A 21,054-nucleotide genomic window follows, 5' to 3' on the forward strand; every position below is an offset into this window, starting at 1 on the left:
GCCTCTGATCGTCAAACCGCTGCCACCGGCACCGCCTGCGTGCGGCCGAGCAGGCCCCACACCACCGCCGCCGACACCACCGATACGACGGCCAGCGCATGGGCAATCTGCGCAAACGCGGCAACGTAGGCCGAGATGAGCGTCGGCGCCGATCCGGCCGGCAGCAGCGCCAACGCTGCGGGCACGTTGCCCATGGCGGTGCGGTGTGCGGCCTCCATCCAGGTCGCCACGTTCGCGCTGCCGGACGCACCGGCCTGCGAAACGATGAGCGCCGTCAGCACTGCGCCCACCACGGCCAGCGTAACCGCTTCCCCAGCCACGCGCGTGGTGCTGAAGATGCCGGTGGCCATACCCGCGCGCTCATTGGGCACCACGCTCACCGACAGGCCATCCATCAGCCCCCACGCGAAACCGGTGCCGAAGCCCGTGAGCAGCATCGGCAGAATCCACGCGGCTGCCGGCTGACCTGGCGCGACCTCGCCCAGCCACCAGAAGCCCATCGCCGCCACCAGCAGCCCGCCACACGTGAGCGCCGCCGCGGACCACCGATGCGCGAGTTGCACCGCCAGCAGCGGCACCACCAGCAACGGGAGCGACAAGGCAATCATCGTGATGCCTGCCTCGGTTTCGCCCTGCCCCTCGATGCCGATGAGGCGCGCTGGCAGCAGCACCAGCATCGCCACATAGCACGCCGTGGCGAGCGGCAAGAACTGCACGCCGACAAAACGACGGAAACGGAAGAGCGAAAGATCGAGCATCGGCCTGACCACGCGCTGCTCGATGGCGACGAACACGGCCAGCCCAAGCGCTGACGCAGTGAACAACGCCAGCACCACGCCATCGCCCCAACCGCGCTCGGGCACTTCCATCAGCGCCCACGTGAGCAGGACAAGCGTGGCCGTAAAGCTTGCGGCGCCGGCCCAATCCACGCCGCGCGCATCGGGATCGCGCGTTTCCCGCATGCGCGGCACGCCAAACACAAAAGCCAGCGCGCCCACCGCCGCGCACAGCACGAAGATGGCGCGCCAGCCTTGCGTCTGCACCAGCGCGCCCGCAATCAACGGCCCGAAGGCCAAACCCACGCCAAAGGTCGTCCCCAGCAGGCTGAAGGCGCGAATGCGCGCATGCCCATCAAACTCCTGTGCCAGCGCAGCCGAGCCACCCGCCAGCGACATCGCCGCCGCCACGCCCTGCAGCGCGCGCAACCACCCGATGGCGTTCACGCTGGGCGCCAACGCGACGCCAATCGATGCCAGCACGAACAGCGCGATCCCGCTGGCGAACACGCGCTTGCGGCCATACGAATCGGCCATCGCTCCTGCCACCATCAGGCAACTGCCGAAGGCCAGCATGAAGCCGTTGACGACCCAGTTGAGTGCCGTGGCACTGCCGCCCAGCGCACGTCCGATGGCCGGCGTGGCCACCGCCGCACCGGTGAAAGACAGCGGCAGGACCAGCCCCGCCATGCAAACCGCCGCGAGCACCAGCCAGCGCCCGGCGTGCTCTGGGCGATGCGAAATCGTCGTATTCAAGGGAGCCTCTTATTTTTGTATCGATCGGTATACAAATTAACGAGGCGACACGACCGGCGTCAAGGATTAATATATTGACCGGTACAGAAATAGGGATTTCAGGACTTCATCATGGCGACACGAGGACGCCCCCGCACCTTTGATCGCGACGAAGCCTTGCGCCAGGCCATGACCGTGTTCTGGGCGCGCGGCTACGAAGGCACCACGCTCGACGAACTCAAGCTGGCGATGGGCGGCATCACCGCGCCGAGCTTCTACGCGGCATTTGGTTCGAAGGAAGCGCTCTTTCGCGAGGCCGTTGCGCTGTACCGGCAGACGGCGGGCAGCACCACGGCCATCGCCCTGACGGAACCTGCCACGGCGCGCGAATCCATCGACGCGCTTTTGCGCAGCAACGCCGTTGCCTTCAGCCAGCCCGACGCGCCGCGCGGATGCATGGTCGTGCTCGGCGCGCTGCTGTGTTCGGCCCCCAATCGGCAGGTGCAGGAGGACTTGCGCACGATCCGGCTGGAAACCATCGAGGCCATCCGAACGCGCATCCGCCGCGGTATGGATGAAGGCGACGTGCCTGCCACGGCCAACGCCGATGCACTTGGCGGTTACTACGCGACCGTGCTCAACGGCCTGTCGATCCAGGCGCGCGACGGCGCCCCGCGTGAAGCATTGATCGCGACCGTCGATTGCGCGATGGCCGCGTGGGACGCGATGGTCTGCGCCCGCTAAACTGCACAGACGACCACAACAATATTTCGGGGAGCAGCCAAATGGCAGGCAATCGCACCACGTGGCGCGCGCTGGCGGCCGCGTTTTTTCTGCTGACGGGCGCAGGCGCCGCCCTCGCGCAAGACGCAACGCCCGCACAAACACAAACACAAGCACAGGCCCCGGCCACGAACTGTCCGCCCCCGGCCTCCAGCTTCATCCCCAAGGACGGCTGGGCCGCCGCCGCGCAACGCGCGACCGACCACGGCCTGCTCTGGCGTATCGAAAAGAACGGCCACACATCGTGGCTCTACGGGACGATCCATGTCGCGCGGGCCGACTGGATGCTGCCCGGCCCCACCGTGCGCAGCGCACTGCAGCAGGTGGATACCATCGCGCTAGAACTCGACCTGCTCGACAAGGACACCAACCGCAAGCCGCTCACCACGAGCAACCCCGCCGAAGACCGCCGCCTCATGGCGGGCCGGCGCGGTGAACGCTTCAACAAGCTGCTCTCTGCGGCGTGCCTGCCCGACACGGCCCTCATACAGATCCGCAAGTTCCAGCCGACCATGCAGTTGGCCTCGCTGGCGGTGCTGGGGGTGCGCACGGACGGGCTCTATCCCGATTTCGGCATCGACCTGTTTCTCACGACCTACGCCAAGAGCGTGCACTTGCCCATCGTGCCGCTCGAAACGCTGGCGCAGCAGGTGCGCGTGCTCAACGAGATCGTGCCGAAGAACGAGGTTGCGCAGCAATTCGATACCGTGCTCGACGCGATTGAATCGGGCGAGGCGCGCACGCAGACGCTCACGCTCGCCAATGCCTGGGCCGACAGCGACATCAGCACGCTGGAGCACTATCCGCAGTGGTGCGATTGCCTGAAGACGGCGACGGATAAACGCGCCTTCCAACGCCTGGTGACGAACCGCAACCGCGCCATGGCTGAAAACATTGCACGCGTGCACAACAGCGGCCAGCGCGTGTTTGGCGCTGTGGGCGCGTTGCACATGATCGGGCCCAAGGGGATTCCGGCGCTGCTGGCCGCGCGCGGATACAAGGTCACGCCGGTGTTGCCGCCGGCCGTATCGCGTTAGCCCGTACGCGTTATCCGGTCAGCGCCTTTCCGGCGGCGTCGATCCGACAGCCGCTGCCAGTTCGGCATGCGCGGCCAGGTCGGCCCGACGATGCTTGACCATCGTGCTGGCCGGGTGCCCGCCGAGGAAATTGCCGTTCTTCCAATCTTTCGACGGGCGGATCGGCCGTGCCGTAAAGCCGCCCCCGCAGTTCGGGCACACATTGCCGAACACGCCGTCCGCGCACGTCGTGCAGAACGTGCATTCGAATGAGCAGATGCGCGCGTGGGTCGCATCGGGCGGCAGCGCCGTGTTGCAGTGTTCGCAGGTTGGGCGGAGTTCCAGCATCACGTCCTCGGTGGGGTGAGTTCAGTCCGTTGCAGCCAGCATCCGCTGCGCACACGCTTCGTCGGTCACAAGACCGGTCAGCCAGCCGCCTCGCAACGCCGCCCCGATCGCGCCCGCCTTGGCCACGCCGCCAGCAATGGCGATTACCAGGCGAGATGGCATCGGCTTGAGCGGCAAGCTGGTGATGCGGGTCTGCAGTGGCACATCCAGCAAGCGCCCCTGGGCGTCGATTGGCCGGCCAATCAGCTCGCCTGCCGCGCCATGGGCAAGCAGATCTTCCACATCCTTCGCGCTGATGAAGCCATCGACCTGCAATGCGCAACCGGGGCCGATCGTGCCGACACCAATGAAGGTGACATCCGCCTGCGCAGCCAAATCGGCCACCACGCCGTAGAGCCTGTGCTGGCACCACTGCCGTGTGTCTTCGGCGCTGTCGGCAACGAGCGGCGCAGGGAGCAGGTAATAGCGGCTGCGGGTTTTCTCCGCCGCGGCAAGTGCGACGTCGTAGCGGTTGGACGAGCCATCCGCCGCAATCGCCCCGACCATCGAGACGATGCGATGCTGCGGCCGGTCAAGGTCCGGCAATTGGTCGATCGCGGCGCGCAGCGTGCGGCCCGAGCCGACATTCACCACGCGCGGCGCGTCGGCCAACAGGTGGCGCTCCATGATTTCCGCGGCGGCCACTGCAATCATGCGTTGTGCGGCGCCTGCATCGTCGGCACTGGCCGGCACCACATGGCAGGTCTCCAGCCGGAAACGGCTGCGCAGGTTCTCTGCCAACTCCAGACACGCTGACACCGGGTGCGTCACACGCACCTTCACCAGCCCATGCTCTACCGCATAGGCAATCAGCCGCTGGGCGATCTGGCGCGACACGCCCAACTGCTCGGCGATGTCGTGTTGCGTGTGGTTGCCCACGTAGTAAAGCCACGCCGCGCGCGCGGCCTGGTCTCGTTTTTCCTGCTGCTTGGACACGCAGCGCCTCCTCTAGAACCCTGGCGATATCGCATGCATCGTAGCGTGCTTTTGCCCTTTCACCGAGCATTTGCTTGACAAGCGCAAACTCACATCCGATTATTTGCTCACAACACGGACAATTGCTCAAATCCTGAAGCAAGTCCAGGCGGTGCGCCCGCATCGCCAAATTCCAAGAAAGGAGACGACTGCATGTTCCGCACGCTTCTGCGCGGGATGGCCCGCCCATCCCAACTACTCAAGCTGACCGCCCTCGCTGCCCTCCCCGCTCTCTGCGCTGTCTCTGCGCACGCCGCGCCCACCACGCTCACGATCGCCACGATCAACAACCCCGACATGATCGTGTTGCAGAAGCTGTCGAGCCAGTTCGAGCAGGCGCACCCCGACATCAAACTGCGCTGGGTCACGCTGGAAGAAGGTGTGCTGCGCCAGCGCGTGACCACCGACATCGCCACCGGCAGCGGCCAGTTCGACCTGATGACGATCGGCGGCTACGAAGCGCCGCTGTGGGCCAAGAAAGGCTGGCTCGCCCCGCTGGACATGCCCGCCAGCTACGACACGGCCGACCTGCTGCCGACCGTGCGCGACGGGCTCTCGCAGGGCGGCAAGCTCTTCGCCGTGCCGTTCTATGCCGAAAGTTCGATGACGTATTACCGGCGCGATCTGTTCAGCGCGGCGGGCCTGAAGATGCCCGAGCAGCCCACGTATGACGACATTGCCAAGTTCGCCGCCAAGCTGCACGACCCCGCCAAGGGTGTGTACGGCATCTGCCTGCGCGGCCGGGCGGGCTGGGGCGAAAACATGGCGCTGGTGTCCACCATGGTCAACACGTTCGGCGGCCGCTGGTTCGACGAGAAATGGCAACCGACCATCGACACGCCGCAGTGGAAACAGGCGGTCAACACGTATGTCGACCTGCTGAAGAAGTACGGCCCGCCTGGCGCAAGCAGCAACGGCTTCAATGAAAACCTCGTGCTGTTCTCGGGCGGCAAGTGCGGCATGTGGATCGACGCCACCGTCGCCGCGGGTATGGTCAGCAGCGCGAAGGATTCCAAGGTGGCCGACAAGGTGGGCTTTGCGAATGCACCCATCGCCAGCACACCGAAGGGCTCGCACTGGCTGTGGATCTGGGCGCTTGCGGTGCCGAAATCGTCGAAATCGCCGGAGGCCGCCAAGACGTTTGCGGCGTGGGCGACATCCAAGGAATACATCCGCGCCGTGGCCAAGGCACAGGGCTGGGGCGAGGTGCCGCCGGGCACGCGCGCATCGACGTATGACGACCCGGCCTACCAGAAGGCCGCGCCGTTCTCGAGCTTCGTGCGCCACGCCATCGAGACCGCCAACCCGAACGATCCGTCCGCGCAGAAGGTGCCGTACACCGGCGTGCAGTTCGTGACGATTCCTGAGTTCCAGTCGCTGGGCACGGTGGTTGGCCAGGCGATTGCCGGCGCGCTCACGGGTAAGACGACCGTGGACGACGCGCTCCGTGTCTCGCAATCGCAGGCACAGCGGGCGATGCGCCAAGGCGGCTATCTGAAGTGATGCAGCCGCTGCTGCGCCCCGGAGGTTTCATGGAAAACGTATTGGAGTCGCACCCGAAATCGCAGATGAGCGGCGTGGGTGGCACGCCCTCACCGGCATCGGTGCCAGCCCAACGCGCCCGGCACTGGCTGCCAACGCTGCTGGTGTCGCCGTCGGTGCTGGTCCTGCTGTTGTGGATGACGGTGCCGCTGGCGATGACGCTGTATTTCTCCGTCAGCCGCTACAACCTGCTCAACCCTGATCAGACCGGCCTGGCAGGGCTCGACAACTACCGCTTCCTGATCGAAGACCCCGCCTTCTGGCCGGCCATCGGCAACACGCTGGTGCTGATCGGCTCGGTGTTGGTGATCAGCGTCGTGGCGGGCACGTTGCTGGCCGTGCTGTTCGACCTGCCGTTTGCGGGGCGCGGTGTGGCGCGCATTCTGGTGATCAGCCCGTTCTTTGTCATGCCGACGGTGGCAGCACTCATCTGGAAGAACATGATGCTGCACCCCGTGTACGGTCTGGCCGCGTGGGTGGCGCGCCTGTTCGGCGTCGAGCCGGTGGATTGGCTCGCGACACAGCCGATGCTGTCCGTGATCATCATCGTTGCGTGGCAGTGGACGCCATTCGCCTTCCTGATTCTGTTGACGGCGTTGCAATCGCTCGACCCCGAGCAGAAGGAGGCCGCGCAGCTTGACGGCGCGAGCCCCGTGCGCATCTTCTGGCACATCGTGCTGCCGCACCTGAAGCGCGCGATTGCCGTGGTGGTGATGATCGAGACCATCTTCCTGCTCTCGATCTTTGCCGAAATCCACACCACCACCGCAGGCGGCCCCGGCACGGCCACGACCAACCTCGCCTACTTCGTCTACAGCCTCGGCCTGCAGCAGTTCGACATCGGCATTGCGTCGGCGGGCGGCATCGTGGCAGTCGTGCTGGCAAACGTGGTGGCGTTCTTCCTCGTCCGCATGCTGGCCCGCAACCTGAAGGGAGTGCACGAGCAATGAGCGCCCTCACCTCAACCTGGCGCACGCGGCTTGCCGGCGTACTGGCCTGGGCGATCGCCCTGGTGCTGTTCTTCCCCATCGCGTGGGCAGCGCTGACTGCCTTCAAGACCGAGCAGGACGCCTATACGCCCACGCTGTGGTTTACGCCCACGCTCGACAGCTTCCGCGAAGTGCTGGAGCGCGCGCACTACCCGAGCTTTCTCGGCAACTCGCTGGCGGTTTCGATCCTCTCCACGCTGCTGGCGCTGGCAATTGCCATTCCGGCGGGATATGCGATGGCGTTCTTCCCGAACAAGCGCACGCAGCAGGTGCTGCTCTGGATGCTGTCGACCAAGATGATGCCGGCCGTGGGCGTGCTGCTGCCGGTGTACCTGCTGGCGAAGACGGCCGGGCTGTTGGACTCCATCACCGCGCTCGTGATCGTCTATACGCTCGCCAACCTGCCGATTGCCGTGTGGATGGTCTTCACCTACTGCAACGACGTGCCGCGCGAGATTCTGGAGGCCGCGCGCATGGACGGCGCCAACCTCTGGCAGGAACTGGTCTACGTGTTGCTGCCGACGATGCTGCCGGGGCTGGCCTCCACCGCGCTGCTCCTGCTCATCCTGTCGTGGAACGAAGCGTTCTGGAGCCTGAACCTGACCAGCATCGACGCTGCGCCGCTCACCGTGTTCATTGCGTCGTACTCCAACCCCGAGGGGCTGTTCTGGGCGAAGCTGTCGGCGGCCTCGGTACTGGCCATTGCGCCGATCCTGGTGTTGGGTTGGCTGGCACAACGGCAACTTGTGCGCGGCCTGACATTCGGGGCCGTGAAATGACGCCACACGCCAACGAATATGCCAACGAACGCGCCCCCGCCTACCTGATCTGCGACTGCGACGGCGTCTTGATCGACAGCGAGTCGGTGGCGTTGCGCGCGCTGATCCGCACGCTGGGTCCGCACATACCGCATCTTTCATCCGCCGCGCTGGAAGACATGCTTGAACCGCGCCTGGGCATGAACACCATGGCACTGCTGAGCGAGTTGCAGAGCAGCATCGGCTTTCATCTGACCGACGCGCAACTGGCCACCGTGCTGGCCGATGTCGAACACGACTGCGCCACGCAATCGCAGCCGGTGCCCGGCATTGCAAACCTGCTTGCCACACTGCCGCAGCCGAAGGCCGTTGCCAGCAACAGCAGCCGCCCGCGCATTGAAGCGAGCCTGCGGCGCGCCGGGCTGCGCGAGCTGTTTGGCGACCATATCTATAGCGCCTACGAAACACCGCGGCCCAAACCGGCACCCGACGTGTATCTCGCCGCGTGTGCGGGCCTGGGTGCCAGCCCCGCGCAATGCCTGGTCATTGAAGACAGCGACGCCGGCGTGCGTGCCGCGCGAGCCGCCGGCCTGACCGTATTCGGCTTTGCCGGCGTCGCGCATGTGCCGGCTGTCGCCACGCAGCGTCTGCTGGCCGCCGGCGCGCGGCACGTCTTTACCGACATGCGGGCACTCGCCGACGCGCTTTCGTCGACCCTCGCCACGCCCGCCTGATCCGCACACCGAACACGCACAAGGAGACCTCGACATGGCCAGCCTGACCCTGCGTCACCTGCAAAAGCGCTACGAACAGAACACCGTCCTGCACGACATCAACCTCGACATTGCCGATGGCGAATTCGTCGTCTTCGTCGGGCCTTCGGGCTGCGGCAAATCGACATTGCTGCGCACGATTGCAGGCCTGGAAGGCATCGACGGCGGCGACCTGCTGATCGGCGATACGCGTGTGAACGATGTGGTGCCCGCCAAGCGCGGCATTGCGATGGTGTTCCAGTCGTACGCGCTGTATCCGCACATGAGCGTGTACGACAACATGGCCTTCGGGCTAAAGCTGTCGGGCATGAAGCGCGAGGCCATCGACGCTGCCGTGCGCCGCGCTGCCGAAGTCCTGCACATTGATGTGCTGCTCGATCGCAAGCCGCGCCAACTCTCCGGCGGTCAACGCCAGCGCGTGGCCATCGGCCGTGCCATCACCCGCGAACCGAAGGTCTTCCTGTTTGACGAGCCGCTCTCAAACCTGGATGCCGCATTGCGCGTGAAGATGCGTCTGGAGTTCGCCCGCCTGCACAACGCACTGAAGACCACCATGATCTACGTCACGCACGATCAGGTGGAAGCCATGACGCTGGCCGACAAGATTGTCGTGCTGCGTGACGGACGCATCGAACAGGTGGGCTCTCCGCAAACGCTGTATCACCACCCGGCCAGCCAGTTTGTGGCGGGCTTCATCGGCTCGCCGAAGATGAACTTCCTGCGCGGCACCGTCGCGCGTGCCGATGCCTCGGGCGTGGCCGTGGCGCTCGCTGGCGGCCAACAGCATGTGGCCGTATCGCCGGGTGAGCTGCGTGAGGGGGATGCCGTCACGCTCGGCATCCGTCCAGAGCATCTGCATCTGGACGCGGCCGGCGCGCTACAAGGCACCGTTACGCATATCGAGTCCCTGGGCGACGTGGCTTATCTGCACGCCGATTGTGAGGCAGCACCCGACGGCCTTGTGCTGCGCGTACCGGAATCCACCAGGCTCGCGCACGGCGGCGCCATCACGTTGTCTGCGGATGCCACGCACTGCCACCTGTTCGACGCCGAGGGCCGCGCGCTGCCGCGCCTGCAAGCGCAACTGGCCGCCTGAGGCCCATACCCCAACGTTGCACACGATCATGCCTTCCCCCAACTCCTCCACGTGGCTGCACCTGGGTGCCGGCTCCTTCCATCGCGCGCACCAGGCGTGGTATCTGCATCGCCTTCGCGAGAGCGGCGACACGTCGTGGCGCCTGGCGCTTGGCAATATCCGCGACGATGCCGGCACGCTGCTGCGTGACCTTGCCGCCCAGCACGGCGCCTACACGCTGGAGACCATCGATACCGCCGGGCATCGCGCGTACACGCGCATCCAGTCCATCGATACCGTCGTGTCGTGGGATGCCGAACTCGCGGCGCTGTGCGAGATCGGGGCGGCGCCCGACACGCGGGTGATCTCCTTCACCGTGACGGAGGGCGGCTACTACCTCGACCAGCAGCACCAACTCGACGCAACACAGCCGGACATTGCCGCTGACCTGCGCGGCGGTACCGGCACGCTCTACGGTGCACTGGCCCGTCTGCTGCACCTGCGCTTGCAGCGTGGCGGCGCGCCCCTCACGCTACTCAACTGCGACAACCTGCGCCACAACGGCGAGCGCTTCCGCAGTGGCCTGCGCCAGTTCCTCGCGTTACGCGGCGAGCCTGGCGACAGCGGCCTCGTTGCATGGCTCGACGCACATGCAAGCACGCCCAACACGATGGTCGACCGCATCACACCACGCCCAACCGACGCCCTGCGCAATCGCGTGGCCGCACAGACCGGCTGGCAAGACCGCTGCCCCGTGATGGCCGAAACCTTTGCGCAATGGGTGGTGGAAGATGACTTCCGTGCCGGGCGGCCTCCGCTCGAACGCGTGGGCGTCGAGTTCGTCCCTTCGGTGCTGCCGTACGAGGAAGCGAAGATTCGCGTGCTCAACGCCAGCCATAGCTGCATCGCCTGGGCCGGCACGCTGCTGGGGCTGCACACCATTGATGAGAGCGTTGCTGTGCCGTCCATCCACCGCATGGCGGGCGACTACGTGACCGACGATGTCATCCCGTGTCTCACCGCCAATCAGCCCAGCCCCATCGATTTGGCCGCCTACCGCGACACAGTGCTCGACCGTTTCGCCAATCCGCACATCGGCGACACCAACCAGCGCGTGGCAGCAGACGGCTTTTCGAAAATTCCCGGGTTCATCACGCCCACACTGGCGGAGTCCTTCGCTCGCGGGCATGTGCCGCTTGCCACGGCGATGCTGCCGGCGCTGTTCTTCGTATTTCTGGAGCGCTGGCATGCGGGCGCCCTGCCGTATGTCTACCAGGATGGCCAGTTCGATCCGGTTGCCGCGCAAGCCATGCTCTCCGCAGATGACCCGGTTGCGGTGTACTGCCGGAACGCCGCACTGTGGGGCAACCTCGCGGGCACGGAAGCGCTCACCGGCCTTGTTCGCAACGCCATCGAGCGTGTGCGGGCGTGGCTGGCAGTCGAGCAAGCCGCCACGGCCGGTTAGTTGCCAACAAACGTATCAGCGGATTCGCGCGACAATCCACGGTTCAAGCAACCGGACCCGGCGGCCCCATGTACCTCGGCATCGATCTCGGAACCTCGGAAGTCAAAGTGCTGCTGCTTGATGCAGCGGGCGCCATCCTCGGCACGGCGGGCGAGCCGCTCACCGTATCGCGACTGCACCCGGGCTGGGCCGAGCAGACGCCGGAAGATTGGTGGCAGGCCACTGGTGCCGCCATCGGCAAACTGCGCGAGGCCGCACCGGAAGCTTTTGCCGCCACACGCGCGATCGGCCTGTCGGGCCAGATGCACGGCGCGGTGCTGCTCGACGCACGCAACCGCGTGCTGCGTCCCGCCATGCTCTGGAACGACACGCGCAGCACCGCCGAATGCCTTGAACTCACCCGCCGCGTGCCCAACCTGCACACCGTCGCCGGCAACCTGGCGATGCCCGGTTTTACCGCGCCGAAGCTGCTGTGGAGCGCACGCCATGAGCGCGATGTGTTCAACGCCATCGATTGCGTGCTGCTGCCCAAGGATTACCTGCGCCTTCGCCTGACGGGCGAGCGCGCATCCGACCCATCCGATGCGGGCGGCACGCTGTGGCTGGACGTTGCACGGCGGGGGTGGTCCGACGAACTGCTCGCCGCGACGGGCTTGTCACGCCGCCAGATGCCAAGCCTGGTGGAAGGCAGCGCGCCCAGCGGCACACTGCTGCCCGAGGTGGCCGATGCGTGGGGTCTGGCGCATGGCGTCATCGTTGCCGGCGGCGGTGGCGACGGCGCGGCCAGCGCTGTGGGCATCGGCGCAACACAGCCCGGCGATGGCTTCCTCTCGCTGGGCACGTCGGGCGTGATCTTTGTGGTCAACGACCGGTTCCGCCCGAACCCTGCCCAAGCCGTGCACGCGTTCTGCCATGCACTGCCGGGGCGTTGGCACCAGATGAGCGTGATGCTGTCTGCGGCAAGCTGCCTGCGCTGGTTCTGCCGGCTGACGAGCGTGCCGGAAGCCACGCTGCTGCCGGAGATTGCCGCGCTGGCCGAATCCGAACGCCAGGCAGCGCCGTTCTTCCTGCCCTACCTCTGCGGTGAGCGCACGCCGCACAACGATGCGTTTGCGCAGGGCCATTTCCACAACCTCACACACGCCAGCGACCGTGCCGCACTCGGTTACGCCGTGATCGAGGGCGTCGCCTTCGGCATGGCGGATGGCCTGGACGCATTGCGCGCAGCGGGCACGCAGGTCGCATCGCTCTCGTTTGTGGGCGGCGGCTCGCGCAGTCCATTTTGGGCGCAGTTGCTGGCCGACACGCTCAACACCGAACTGACAACGCATATCGGCAGCGAAGCCGGTGGCGCGCTCGGTGCCGCGCGCCTGGGCTGGATGGCCGATGGCGGCATCGAAGCAGCCGTCTGCGCCAAACCACCCGTGCAAGCCACGTATCGGCCCGATGCCGCACGCCACGCGCGCCTTGCTGAACGGCTGACGACATTCCGTGCGCTGTATCGGCGTGCCTCGCCGCTGCCGGTTACGCCTTCCGCCCACACGACTGACCTGCCCTTGCCCGCATGACCGACGCCCTGCCATTGCCCCGCCTCGTCGTCTTTGGCGAAGCGCTGACCGATTTTCTGCACCAGGGCAACGGCCAGTGGCTCGCCCGGCCGGGCGGCGCGTGCTGGAATGTGGCGCGCGTGGCGGCGCGTCTGGGTGTGCCCACGGGCTACGCGGGCGCCATCAGCAACGACGTGTTCGGCGATGCGCTCTTCGCAGATTCCCAGGCGGCTGGCCTCGACCTGCGCTTTCTGCAGCGCGTCGACCGCTCGCCGCTGCTGGCAATGGTCACGTCCACCCAGCCGCCGCACTATTTCTTCGTGGGCGATGACAGCGCCGATCTGCATTTCGATGCGCAAGCCCTGCCCGCCGGCTGGCAAACCGCCGTGGAGATCGCCCACTTCGGCTGCATCAGCCTCGCGCGCGAACCGCTGGGCAGCCGCCTGGTGGCGCTGGCCGAGACGCTGGCCGCGCAAGGCACGCGCATCACCTTCGACCCGAACTGGCGCACGGCGATGGACGCACCGCACTACGCGCCGCTGCTGCTGCGCATGGCCGCCATCGCGTCTGTCATCAAGGTGTCCGATGAAGATCTGCGCCAGCTTTTTCCCAGGGATGCCGATCCGCTGAGTACGCTGCGCACCCTCGCGCCGCAAGCCGACATCCTGCTCACGCTCGGGGCCGATGGCATGGAATGGCTGGCAGCGGCGCACCGAGGGGAAGACGATGCCCGCATCCCGCAACCGGCCATTGCCGTGCCGGTGGCGGACACCGTCGGCTGCGGCGATGCCGCCATGGGAAGCTGGCTGGCGAGCCTGCTGCAATCGCCCGACGCGCCCGTGCAAGCGCACTTGCGCCAAGCCGCTGCAGCGGCCGCCCTCACCGCCACGCGCGCCGGCGCGTATGCGGGCACGCAAGAGGAAGTCGATGCGCTGCTGCAGGCGCACGCCGCCTCGCACGCCTAAGACCACGTGGCATCGTGGCGGCGCATGCCACAATCTGCGCCGTCCGCGTTTTGATTGCTTCGGGGCCCGCTTTGGAACTGCTTCGCATTGCCATGCTGTTTGCCGTCACCGCCGTGGCGGAAATCGTCGGTTGCTATCTGCCCTGGCTCGTGCTGCGGCAGGGCAAGCCGGTCTGGCTCTTACTGCCGGCGGCCGCCTCGCTGGCGCTTTTTGCATGGTTGCTGACATTGCACCCGACCGCAGCCGGCCGCACCTATGCCGCATACGGCGGCATGTATATCGCCGTGGCGCTGGTGTGGCTGCGCCTGGTCGACGGGGTGACGCTCACGCGCTGGGACATCGGCGGCGCGGCCATTGCGCTGACGGGCATGGCGGTGATCGCCCTGCAACCGCAGGCCAACTGATCGAATTGCGCAGATATTTAGGTTTTCCTGAGCGAAACGGAACCCTAAGCCACCGCCAGGATCGGAGGGGGGATCATGGCTGCGGCCATCGCGCTGCGCGCCGGTCACCTACTCACCCAACCGTTCTGTTCTGGAGGCCACGATGCCTGCCAACACCCTCAAACACCTTGTCGTGGCCGCCACGCTGATGTCGGCAGCAATGTCCGCTTCGGCCCTGACCACGTCGACCTTCACGTTCACCGATCAGGACTTGCAAGGGATGCTCGCGCACAGCCAGCCGGCCCAGCCGATCCAGCCCGCCAAAGCCGCCGAACCGGCATCTCCTGACCGGCTACGCGTCGGTCTGAGTGATCCGGGCACGCAGCTCGTGCTGCCCTGGTTCCTGGCGGACCTGGTGGAGGCCGTCAACCGGCGGGCTTCACCGCAGGATTTCGCGAAGACGCTGCGGGACGGGATCTGATCGTCTCCTCCATTCACCGCCCTCACTTTCCGAAAGCAGGCGACACAGTGCTGTATATTCATACAGTTATTTTTTGTGACGCCCTGCCGTGCTTGCCGCCTCCTCCACCCCAGACACCGCCAATGCCCCGGCCAGCCCCGGTTACCTGGCCCAACTGAACGACCAACAGCGCCAGGCGGTCGAGTTCGGTATTTCCGGGGCGGACGCGGCGGAAACCGGGCCGCTCCTCGTGCTGGCCGGTGCCGGGTCCGGCAAGACGCACACGCTGGGCTGGCGCGTGGCGCATCTGGTAGCCAACGGGGCCGATCCGCAACGCATCCTGCTGCTGACGTTCTCCCGCCGGGCGGCGAGCGAGCTGTCCAACCGCGCCGGCCACCTGCTGGCGCGCGCCATGCAGGGCGAGCGATTGAACAACGCCCTCAATTCGGCCGGCACGTCCTACAAAACCACCCTGCCCTGGGCCGGCACCTTCCACGGCATCGGCGCGCGCCTGCTGCGTGAATACGCCGAGCGCGTCGGCCTCGCGCCCGATTTCACCATCCATGACCGCAGCGACTCGGCCGATCTGCTCAACGTCGTGCGCCATGAGCTGAACCTGTCGACCAAGGAGCGCCGCTTCCCGCTCAAGCAGACGTGCATCGCGATCTACTCGCGCGCCATCAACGCCGAGAGCCCGCTGAATGCCGTGCTCAAGCACCACTTTCCGTGGTGCGCGATGTGGGAAACGCAGTTGCGCACGTTGTTCGATGCGTATGTCGAAGCCAAGCAGGCGCAGCATGTGCTCGATTACGACGACCTGCTGCTCTACTGGCACGCGATGGTGTCCGACGCGGAACTGGCGGCCGAGATTGGCGCACGCTTCGACCACATCCTCGTCGACGAATACCAGGACACGAACCGGCTGCAGTCGTCCATCCTGCGTGCGCTGCGACCCGACGGCCGCGGCGTTACCGTGGTGGGCGACGACGCGCAATCGATCTACGCATTTCGCGCGGCGACGGTGCGCAACATCCTCGACTTTCCGCGCCACTTTTCGCGGCCCGCGCACACGGTGCTGCTGGAGCGCAATTACCGTTCGACGCAGCCGATTCTGGATGCCTCCAACGGCGTGATGCGCTTCGCAACGGAGCGCTTTGCCAAGACGTTGTGGACGGACCGCGCATCGACGCATCGTCCGCGTTTGATTTCGGTGCGCGATGAAGCCGAGCAGGCGCGTTGCGTGGCCGAGCAGGTGCTGCATCACCGGGAAGGCGGGCTGACGCTGAAATCGCAGGCGGTGCTGTTTCGCACCGCGAGCCACAGCGCGCCGCTGGAGATCGAGCTCACGCGCCGCAACATCCCGTTCGTGAAATACGGCGGCCTCAAGTTTCTGGAAGCCGCGCATGTGAAAGATGTGCTCTCGGTGCTGCGCTGGGCCGAGAACCCGCGCAACCGCATCGCCGGGTTTCGCGTGATCCAGCTGCTGCCGGGTGCGGGCCCTGCCACGGCGGCACGCGTGCTCGACGCCATGGCCGAAGCGGCGGACCCGATTGCCGCTCTGCTTGCCTACGAGCCACCGGCACGCCTGGCCGGCGACTGGTCTACGCTGATCGCGCTCATGCAAATCCTGCGCGCGCCCAAAGACAGCCTGCAATGGGCCGGCGAACTCGAAGCCGTAGGCGCCTGGTACGCGCCGCACATGGAACGCCTGCACGACGACGCAGCCGTGCGCCAGGGCGATCTGGATCAGCTCGCCCGCATGGCCGCCACGTACGCCACGCGCGAGCGCTTCCTGACCGAGATGACACTCGACCCGCCCGAGCTGACCAGCGATGAATCGGGCGACCCGTACCGCGATGAGGACTACCTGATCCTCTCGACCATCCACTCATCGAAAGGCCAGGAGTGGAAGGCGGTGTATGTGCTGAACGCCGTGGACGGCTGCATGCCGGCCGATCTGGGCGCCGGTTCGCATGAAGAACTGGAAGAAGAACGCCGGCTGCTCTACGTGGCGATGACCCGTGCGCGCGAGCACCTGGACATCCTGGTGCCCCAGCGCTTCTACGTCACGCAGCAAACACCCAATGGCGATCGACACATCTACGCGTCGCGCACGCGGTTCATTCCGCCTGCGCTGCTGCCGATGTTCGAAGCGTGTGCATGGCCGGAACCGGAGCCCGGCGCGGACCCTGCGGCAGAAGCGCGTGCCGCAGCCAAGGTAGACCTGAGCCAGAAGATGCGCGGCTACTGGAAAAAGTAGCCAGCGCGGCGGCCGAAGCGCGCAATCAATGCACTTCCATCTCGGGCCGCTTGACGACGTGCGTTGACTCGAAGCGCGAGAGCTGCGCGAAGATCCACGCGGCCGCGCAGGTCATGACGCCCACGCAGACGAACGTCTTGTGGAATGCAGCCAGCGTGTCGCGCCCTTCCGGCCCGGCGGTGAAGTCGGTAAAACCCGTGAGCAACGCGCCCGCTGCGGCCACACCCAGACTCATCGACAGCATCATCACCATCGAGAGCATGCTGTTGCCCGCGCTGGCCAGCGGGCCGCTCAGGTCTTTGAGCGTGAGCGTGTTCATGGCCGTGAACTGCATCGAATTGAACGTGCCAAAAACCGCCAGTTGCACGATGCGCAGCCACACCGGCACATTGGGCGTCATCACGGCAAAGCTGGCCATCATCAGGCCGACCATGACCGTGTTGACAGAGAGCATGCGGCGATAGCCATAGCGCTTGATGGCCCACGTGCCCAACGGCTTGGCGGCCATGCCGGCAGCGGCCACCGGCACCATCATCAGCCCGGCCTGCAGTGGCGTGTACCCCAGGCTCACCTGCAGCAGCAGTGGAATGAGGAACGGCATCCCGCCGCTGCCGATGCGCGCAAACAGGTTGCCCAGCACACCAATGGAAAAGCTCGGAATGCCGAACAGCGTGCGCGGAAAGAGCGGCCCGGCCACGCGCCCCGCGTGCAGCCAGTACGCCGTGAGCGCGGCCAGGCCGAAGACCAGCAGCACCAGCACCGTCGCGTGCTGGAAGCCCAGTTCCGAGAGCCCGTCGAGCGAGAACGACACCGCTGCCATGCCGAAGGCCAGCATCAGGTAGCCGGACCAGTCGAAACCGTTGTCATCTTCAGCGTGCACATCGGGCATCACCTTGAGCGTGACGAGCGCACCGATCACGCCCACGGGAATGTTGATCAGGAAGATCCAGTGCCACGACACCGCCTCCACCAGCCAGCCCCCCAAGGTCGGGCCGATCAGCGGGCCGATCAGCCCCGGGATGGTGACGAAACTCATGGCGGGCAAGAACTGCTCGCGCGGCACCACGCGCAGCACCGTCAGCCGCCCCACAGGCATCAACAGCGCGCCGCCCACACCCTGCACCACGCGCGAGGCAATCAGCATGTCGAGGCTGCGTGATTCCGCGCAGAGCAAGGAACCAATGGTGAACAGGAAGATCGCGGCGAAGAACATCTTTCGCGTGCCAAAGCGATCGGCCAGCCAGCCTGAAGCCGGCATCAGCATGGCGGTCGTCAGCGTGTACGCGATGATGACCGACTGCATCTTCAGCGGGCTTTCGGACAGGCTGCGCGCCATGGCCGGCAGCGCGGTGTTGACGATGGTGGAATCGAGCGTCTGCATGAACAGACCCATCGCCACCAGCCAGAGGAGCGGTTTCAGCGATTTGTCGACGGAGGCGGAGGGCGTGGTGGGCATGTGGCGGGGCAGGGGCAGCACGGTGTGCGAGGCAGCCGTCATTGTGGCGTGCCTCGCCCGAGCCCGCAAACGCTGTACCCGGCCGAGCAGACGTATCCGCCCTACCGCCAACAAGGGCACTGGGCTCTGCCTATACTGGAGCGTTCATCCCAGTCACCTCGTGCCTTTCCTTCTGCCATGACCACCCGTACCGAACGCGACACTTTTGGCCCCATTGAAGTCCCTGCCGACCACCTGTGGGGCGCACAAACGCAACGCTCGCTGCAGAACTTCGACATTGCCGGCGACCGCATGCCGCGCGAGCTGATCGACGCGCTCGCTCGCATCAAACGTGCCAGCGCCGTCGTCAACCAGCGGCTCGGGCTGCTGCCCGCGGAGAAAGCCAACGCCATCGTGGGTGCAGCCGATGAAGTCATCGCCGGCAAGCACCCGAATGAATTTCCGCTGGTGGTCTGGCAAACGGGCTCGGGCACGCAGACCAACATGAACATGAACGAGGTGCTAGCCAACCGCGCCAGTGAACTGCTCGGCGGCGAGCGTGGCGAAGCGCGCCTCGTGCATCCGAACGATGACGTGAACCGCAGCCAGTCGTCCAACGACGTGTTCCCCACGGCAATGCATGTGGCGGCCGTGACGGCCATCACCCAGCACCTGCTGCCCTCGCTGCACACGCTGCGCGAGACGCTCGCCAAGAAAGCCGAGGACTTCAACGACATCATCAAGATCGGCCGCACGCATCTGCAGGACGCGACGCCGCTCACGCTGGGCCAGGAGTTCTCCGGCTACGTCGCGCAGTTGCAGCACAACGAGACGCACCTGAACGCCGCCCTGCCCCACCTGTGCGAACTGGCGCTGGGCGGCACGGCCGTCGGCACGGGCCTGAACGCCCCGACCGGCTACGCAGAACAGGTGGCGGCAGAACTGGCGGAACTGACCGGCCTGCCCTTCATCACCTCGCCGAACAAGTTCGAGACCATGGCATCGGCCGACGGCCTCGTGCATGCGCACGGCGCGCTGAAGACGCTGGCCGCCAGCCTCACCAAGATTGCCAACGACATCCGTTGGCTGGCCAGCGGCCCACGCAGCGGGCTGGGCGAGATCTCCATTCCCGAAAACGAGCCGGGCTCGTCCATCATGCCGGGCAAGGTCAACCCCACGCAGAGCGAAGCCGTAACGATGCTGTGTGCACAGGTCTTCGGCAACGACGTTGCAGTGAACATCGGCGGCGCGTCGGGCAACTTCGAACTGAACGTGTTCCGCCCGATGATCGCCTACAACTTCCTGCACAGCGTGCGCCTGCTGGCCGACGGCATGCGCAGCTTCAACGACCATTGCGCGTTGGGGATCGAGCCGAACCGCGACCGCATCGACGAGTTGGTGCAGCGCTCTCTGATGCTGGTGACGGCGCTCAACCCGCATATCGGTTACGACAAATCGGCGCAGATCGCCAAGAAGGCGCACAAGGAAGGCACGAGCCTGCGCGAAGCCGCTCTGGCGCTGGGCTATGTCACGCCCGAGCAGTTCGATGCGTGGGTGCGGCCAGAGAACATGGTCGGCCGCTAACGTGATGTATGGCGGGCCTGCGGCTTGCTATGCGTGGGCGATCCCTCTCCCATTGCCCGTTTCAAGCGCGCCGGCCCGACCGGCGCCCCCCCCCTGCGCATGAAACCCGCCCCCATTCCGGATAACGAAGCACAACGTCTGGCCTCCCTCCAGGACATGCTGTTGCTGTCCACGCCGGATGAGGAACTGTTCGACCGCGTCACGCGCACGACCAAGCGGGTGTTTGACGCCCCCACGGTGCTCGTGTCGCTCATCGACGCCCAGCGCCAGTGGTTCAAATCGTGCATCGGTCTGAGCGTGCGCGAGACCCCGCGCGACATCTCGTTCTGCGGACATGCCGTGGCCGAAGACCAGATGCTGGTCATTCCCGACACCATGGCAGACCCCCGCTTTGCCGATAACCCGCTCGTTACCGGCGCGCCGCACATCCGCTTCTATGCCGGGCGGCCCGTCAGGAACCTCGCGGGCTACGCCGTCGGCACGCTCTGCGTGATCGACCAGAAGCCGCGCGCATTTGGCCACGCCGAGCAAGAACTGCTCAACGACTTGGCCAGTTGGGTGGAATCGGGTTTTCGCGAACGCGAACTGAGCGAAACGCAGCGGTCCATCCTGACCGAGCTGCAGGTCGCGCGCCATGAGAGCCTGACCGATCCGATGCTGAGCATCTGGAACCGGCGCGCCGCAATGGAACTGCTCGCGCGCGAATGCGGCCACGCGATGCTGCATAGGCAGCCCCTTTCATTGCTGGTGGTGGACGTTGACCACTTCAAGCGCGTGAACGATACCTACGGCCATCCCGCAGGCGATGCGGTCTTGATTGAGATCGCACGCACGCTGCGGGTGAATTCGCGCCCCATCGACTCGGTGGGCCGCTACGGCGGCGAAGAATTCCTGGTGGTGCTGCCCGATACGACCACCCTGCAGGCCACCAGCATTGCGGAGCGCTTGCGCAGCACGGTGGAGGCTCTGGAGATTGCCACACTGGAGGGCCCCATCCGCTGCACCATCAGCCTGGGCCTGGCGAGCTGCGAGCCGGGGCGCAACCTCTGCACACCCACAGACCTCATCATGCGTGCCGATGCCGCGCTGCTGGCTGCCAAACGGCTGGGGCGCAATCGCGTGATATTCGACGGCCAGCCGGTGTAA

General features: G+C 66.1%; 19 protein-coding genes. 15 read left to right on the top strand and 4 right to left on the bottom strand.

Annotated features, from left to right (window positions below):
- Positions 1-11: 11 nt before the first annotated feature.
- Positions 12-1,532, bottom strand: a complete 1,521-nt coding sequence (locus tag DOD19_RS22760) for an MFS transporter (protein ID WP_239498086.1) — start codon at positions 1,530-1,532, stop codon at positions 12-14.
- A gap of 111 nt (positions 1,533-1,643) precedes the next feature.
- Between DOD19_RS22760 and DOD19_RS22765 the strand changes: the two genes are divergently transcribed.
- Together DOD19_RS22765 and DOD19_RS22770 are read left to right on the top strand one after the other, a co-directional pair.
- Positions 1,644-2,255 (top strand): TetR/AcrR family transcriptional regulator, encoded by a 612-nt coding sequence (locus DOD19_RS22765; protein ID WP_112188302.1) that lies wholly within the window; start codon positions 1,644-1,646, stop codon positions 2,253-2,255.
- A gap of 41 nt (positions 2,256-2,296) precedes the next feature.
- Positions 2,297-3,331 carry a TraB/GumN family protein gene (locus tag DOD19_RS22770; protein ID WP_112188304.1) on the top strand — a complete coding sequence of 345 codons (1,035 nt, stop codon included), beginning with the start codon at positions 2,297-2,299 and terminating at the stop codon, positions 3,329-3,331.
- A gap of 18 nt (positions 3,332-3,349) precedes the next feature.
- Here the strand turns inward: DOD19_RS22770 and DOD19_RS22775 are convergent, their stop codons facing one another.
- Together DOD19_RS22775 and DOD19_RS22780 are read right to left on the bottom strand one after the other, a co-directional pair.
- On the bottom strand, positions 3,350-3,658 hold the full coding sequence (locus DOD19_RS22775) for a DUF1272 domain-containing protein (protein ID WP_112188306.1): 309 nt from the start codon (positions 3,656-3,658) through the stop codon (positions 3,350-3,352).
- A 21-nt stretch (positions 3,659-3,679) separates the two neighbouring features.
- Complete coding sequence (locus DOD19_RS22780; RefSeq protein ID WP_112188308.1) at positions 3,680-4,633, bottom strand: sugar-binding transcriptional regulator; 954 nt, start codon at positions 4,631-4,633, stop codon at positions 3,680-3,682.
- A 192-nt stretch (positions 4,634-4,825) separates the two neighbouring features.
- Here DOD19_RS22780 and DOD19_RS22785 point away from each other — a divergent pair, with 192 nt between their 5' ends.
- The 11 genes from DOD19_RS22785 to DOD19_RS22835 all read left to right on the top strand — a co-directional run bounded on the left by DOD19_RS22785 (position 4,826) and on the right by DOD19_RS22835 (position 16,889).
- On the top strand, positions 4,826-6,175 hold the full coding sequence (locus DOD19_RS22785; protein WP_239498087.1) for a sugar ABC transporter substrate-binding protein: 1,350 nt from the start codon (positions 4,826-4,828) through the stop codon (positions 6,173-6,175).
- Between the two features lie 65 nt (positions 6,176-6,240).
- Positions 6,241-7,164 carry a sugar ABC transporter permease gene (locus DOD19_RS22790; RefSeq protein WP_112188936.1) on the top strand — a complete coding sequence of 308 codons (924 nt, stop codon included), beginning with the start codon at positions 6,241-6,243 and terminating at the stop codon, positions 7,162-7,164.
- A complete protein-coding gene (locus DOD19_RS22795) occupies positions 7,161-7,982 on the top strand; it encodes a carbohydrate ABC transporter permease (RefSeq protein WP_024978520.1) in 822 nt (273 codons plus the stop codon). The genes DOD19_RS22790 and DOD19_RS22795 overlap by 4 nt, the downstream gene beginning before the upstream one ends.
- On the top strand, positions 7,979-8,695 hold the full coding sequence (locus tag DOD19_RS22800; protein WP_112188310.1) for an HAD family phosphatase: 717 nt from the start codon (positions 7,979-7,981) through the stop codon (positions 8,693-8,695). Before DOD19_RS22795 ends, DOD19_RS22800 begins: the two co-directional genes overlap by 4 nt.
- Before the next feature lie 34 nt (positions 8,696-8,729).
- On the top strand, positions 8,730-9,830 hold the full coding sequence (locus tag DOD19_RS22805) for an ABC transporter ATP-binding protein (RefSeq protein WP_112188312.1): 1,101 nt from the start codon (positions 8,730-8,732) through the stop codon (positions 9,828-9,830).
- A 28-nt stretch (positions 9,831-9,858) separates the two neighbouring features.
- On the top strand, positions 9,859-11,274 hold the full coding sequence (gene dalD / locus DOD19_RS22810; protein WP_112188314.1) for a D-arabinitol 4-dehydrogenase: 1,416 nt from the start codon (positions 9,859-9,861) through the stop codon (positions 11,272-11,274).
- Between the two features lie 68 nt (positions 11,275-11,342).
- Positions 11,343-12,842: a xylulokinase gene (gene xylB / locus DOD19_RS22815; protein ID WP_112188316.1), complete on the top strand. Its 1,500-nt coding sequence runs from the start codon at positions 11,343-11,345 to the stop codon at positions 12,840-12,842.
- Complete coding sequence (locus DOD19_RS22820; protein WP_112188318.1) at positions 12,839-13,786, top strand: carbohydrate kinase; 948 nt, start codon at positions 12,839-12,841, stop codon at positions 13,784-13,786. Before xylB ends, DOD19_RS22820 begins: the two co-directional genes overlap by 4 nt.
- A gap of 71 nt (positions 13,787-13,857) precedes the next feature.
- Positions 13,858-14,190 carry a YnfA family protein gene (locus tag DOD19_RS22825; protein ID WP_092972077.1) on the top strand — a complete coding sequence of 111 codons (333 nt, stop codon included), beginning with the start codon at positions 13,858-13,860 and terminating at the stop codon, positions 14,188-14,190.
- A 142-nt stretch (positions 14,191-14,332) separates the two neighbouring features.
- The gene (locus DOD19_RS22830; RefSeq protein ID WP_024978513.1) at positions 14,333-14,650 is read left to right on the top strand and encodes a hypothetical protein; all 318 of its coding nucleotides are present in this window, start codon (positions 14,333-14,335) and stop codon (positions 14,648-14,650) included.
- Between the two features lie 88 nt (positions 14,651-14,738).
- Complete coding sequence (locus tag DOD19_RS22835; protein ID WP_112188320.1) at positions 14,739-16,889, top strand: ATP-dependent helicase; 2,151 nt, start codon at positions 14,739-14,741, stop codon at positions 16,887-16,889.
- A 25-nt stretch (positions 16,890-16,914) separates the two neighbouring features.
- On the opposite strand, the gene mdtD is transcribed toward DOD19_RS22835, so the two are convergent.
- The gene (gene mdtD / locus DOD19_RS22840; protein WP_112188322.1) at positions 16,915-18,387 is read right to left on the bottom strand and encodes a multidrug transporter subunit MdtD; all 1,473 of its coding nucleotides are present in this window, start codon (positions 18,385-18,387) and stop codon (positions 16,915-16,917) included.
- Positions 18,388-18,522: 135 nt separating this feature from the next.
- On the opposite strand from mdtD, the gene fumC reads away from it, so the two are divergent.
- Together fumC and DOD19_RS22850 are read left to right on the top strand one after the other, a co-directional pair.
- Complete coding sequence (fumC, locus tag DOD19_RS22845) at positions 18,523-19,908, top strand: class II fumarate hydratase (protein WP_112188324.1); 1,386 nt, start codon at positions 18,523-18,525, stop codon at positions 19,906-19,908.
- 99 nt (positions 19,909-20,007) lie between these two features.
- Entirely contained in the window at positions 20,008-21,054 is a 1,047-nt protein-coding gene (locus DOD19_RS22850) for a sensor domain-containing diguanylate cyclase (RefSeq protein ID WP_112188326.1), read from the top strand.

It is taken from the genome of Ralstonia sp. GX3-BWBA (assembly GCF_003290055.1).
In the GTDB taxonomy this organism is placed as follows: Bacteria; Pseudomonadota; Gammaproteobacteria; order Burkholderiales; family Burkholderiaceae; genus Ralstonia; species Ralstonia holmesii.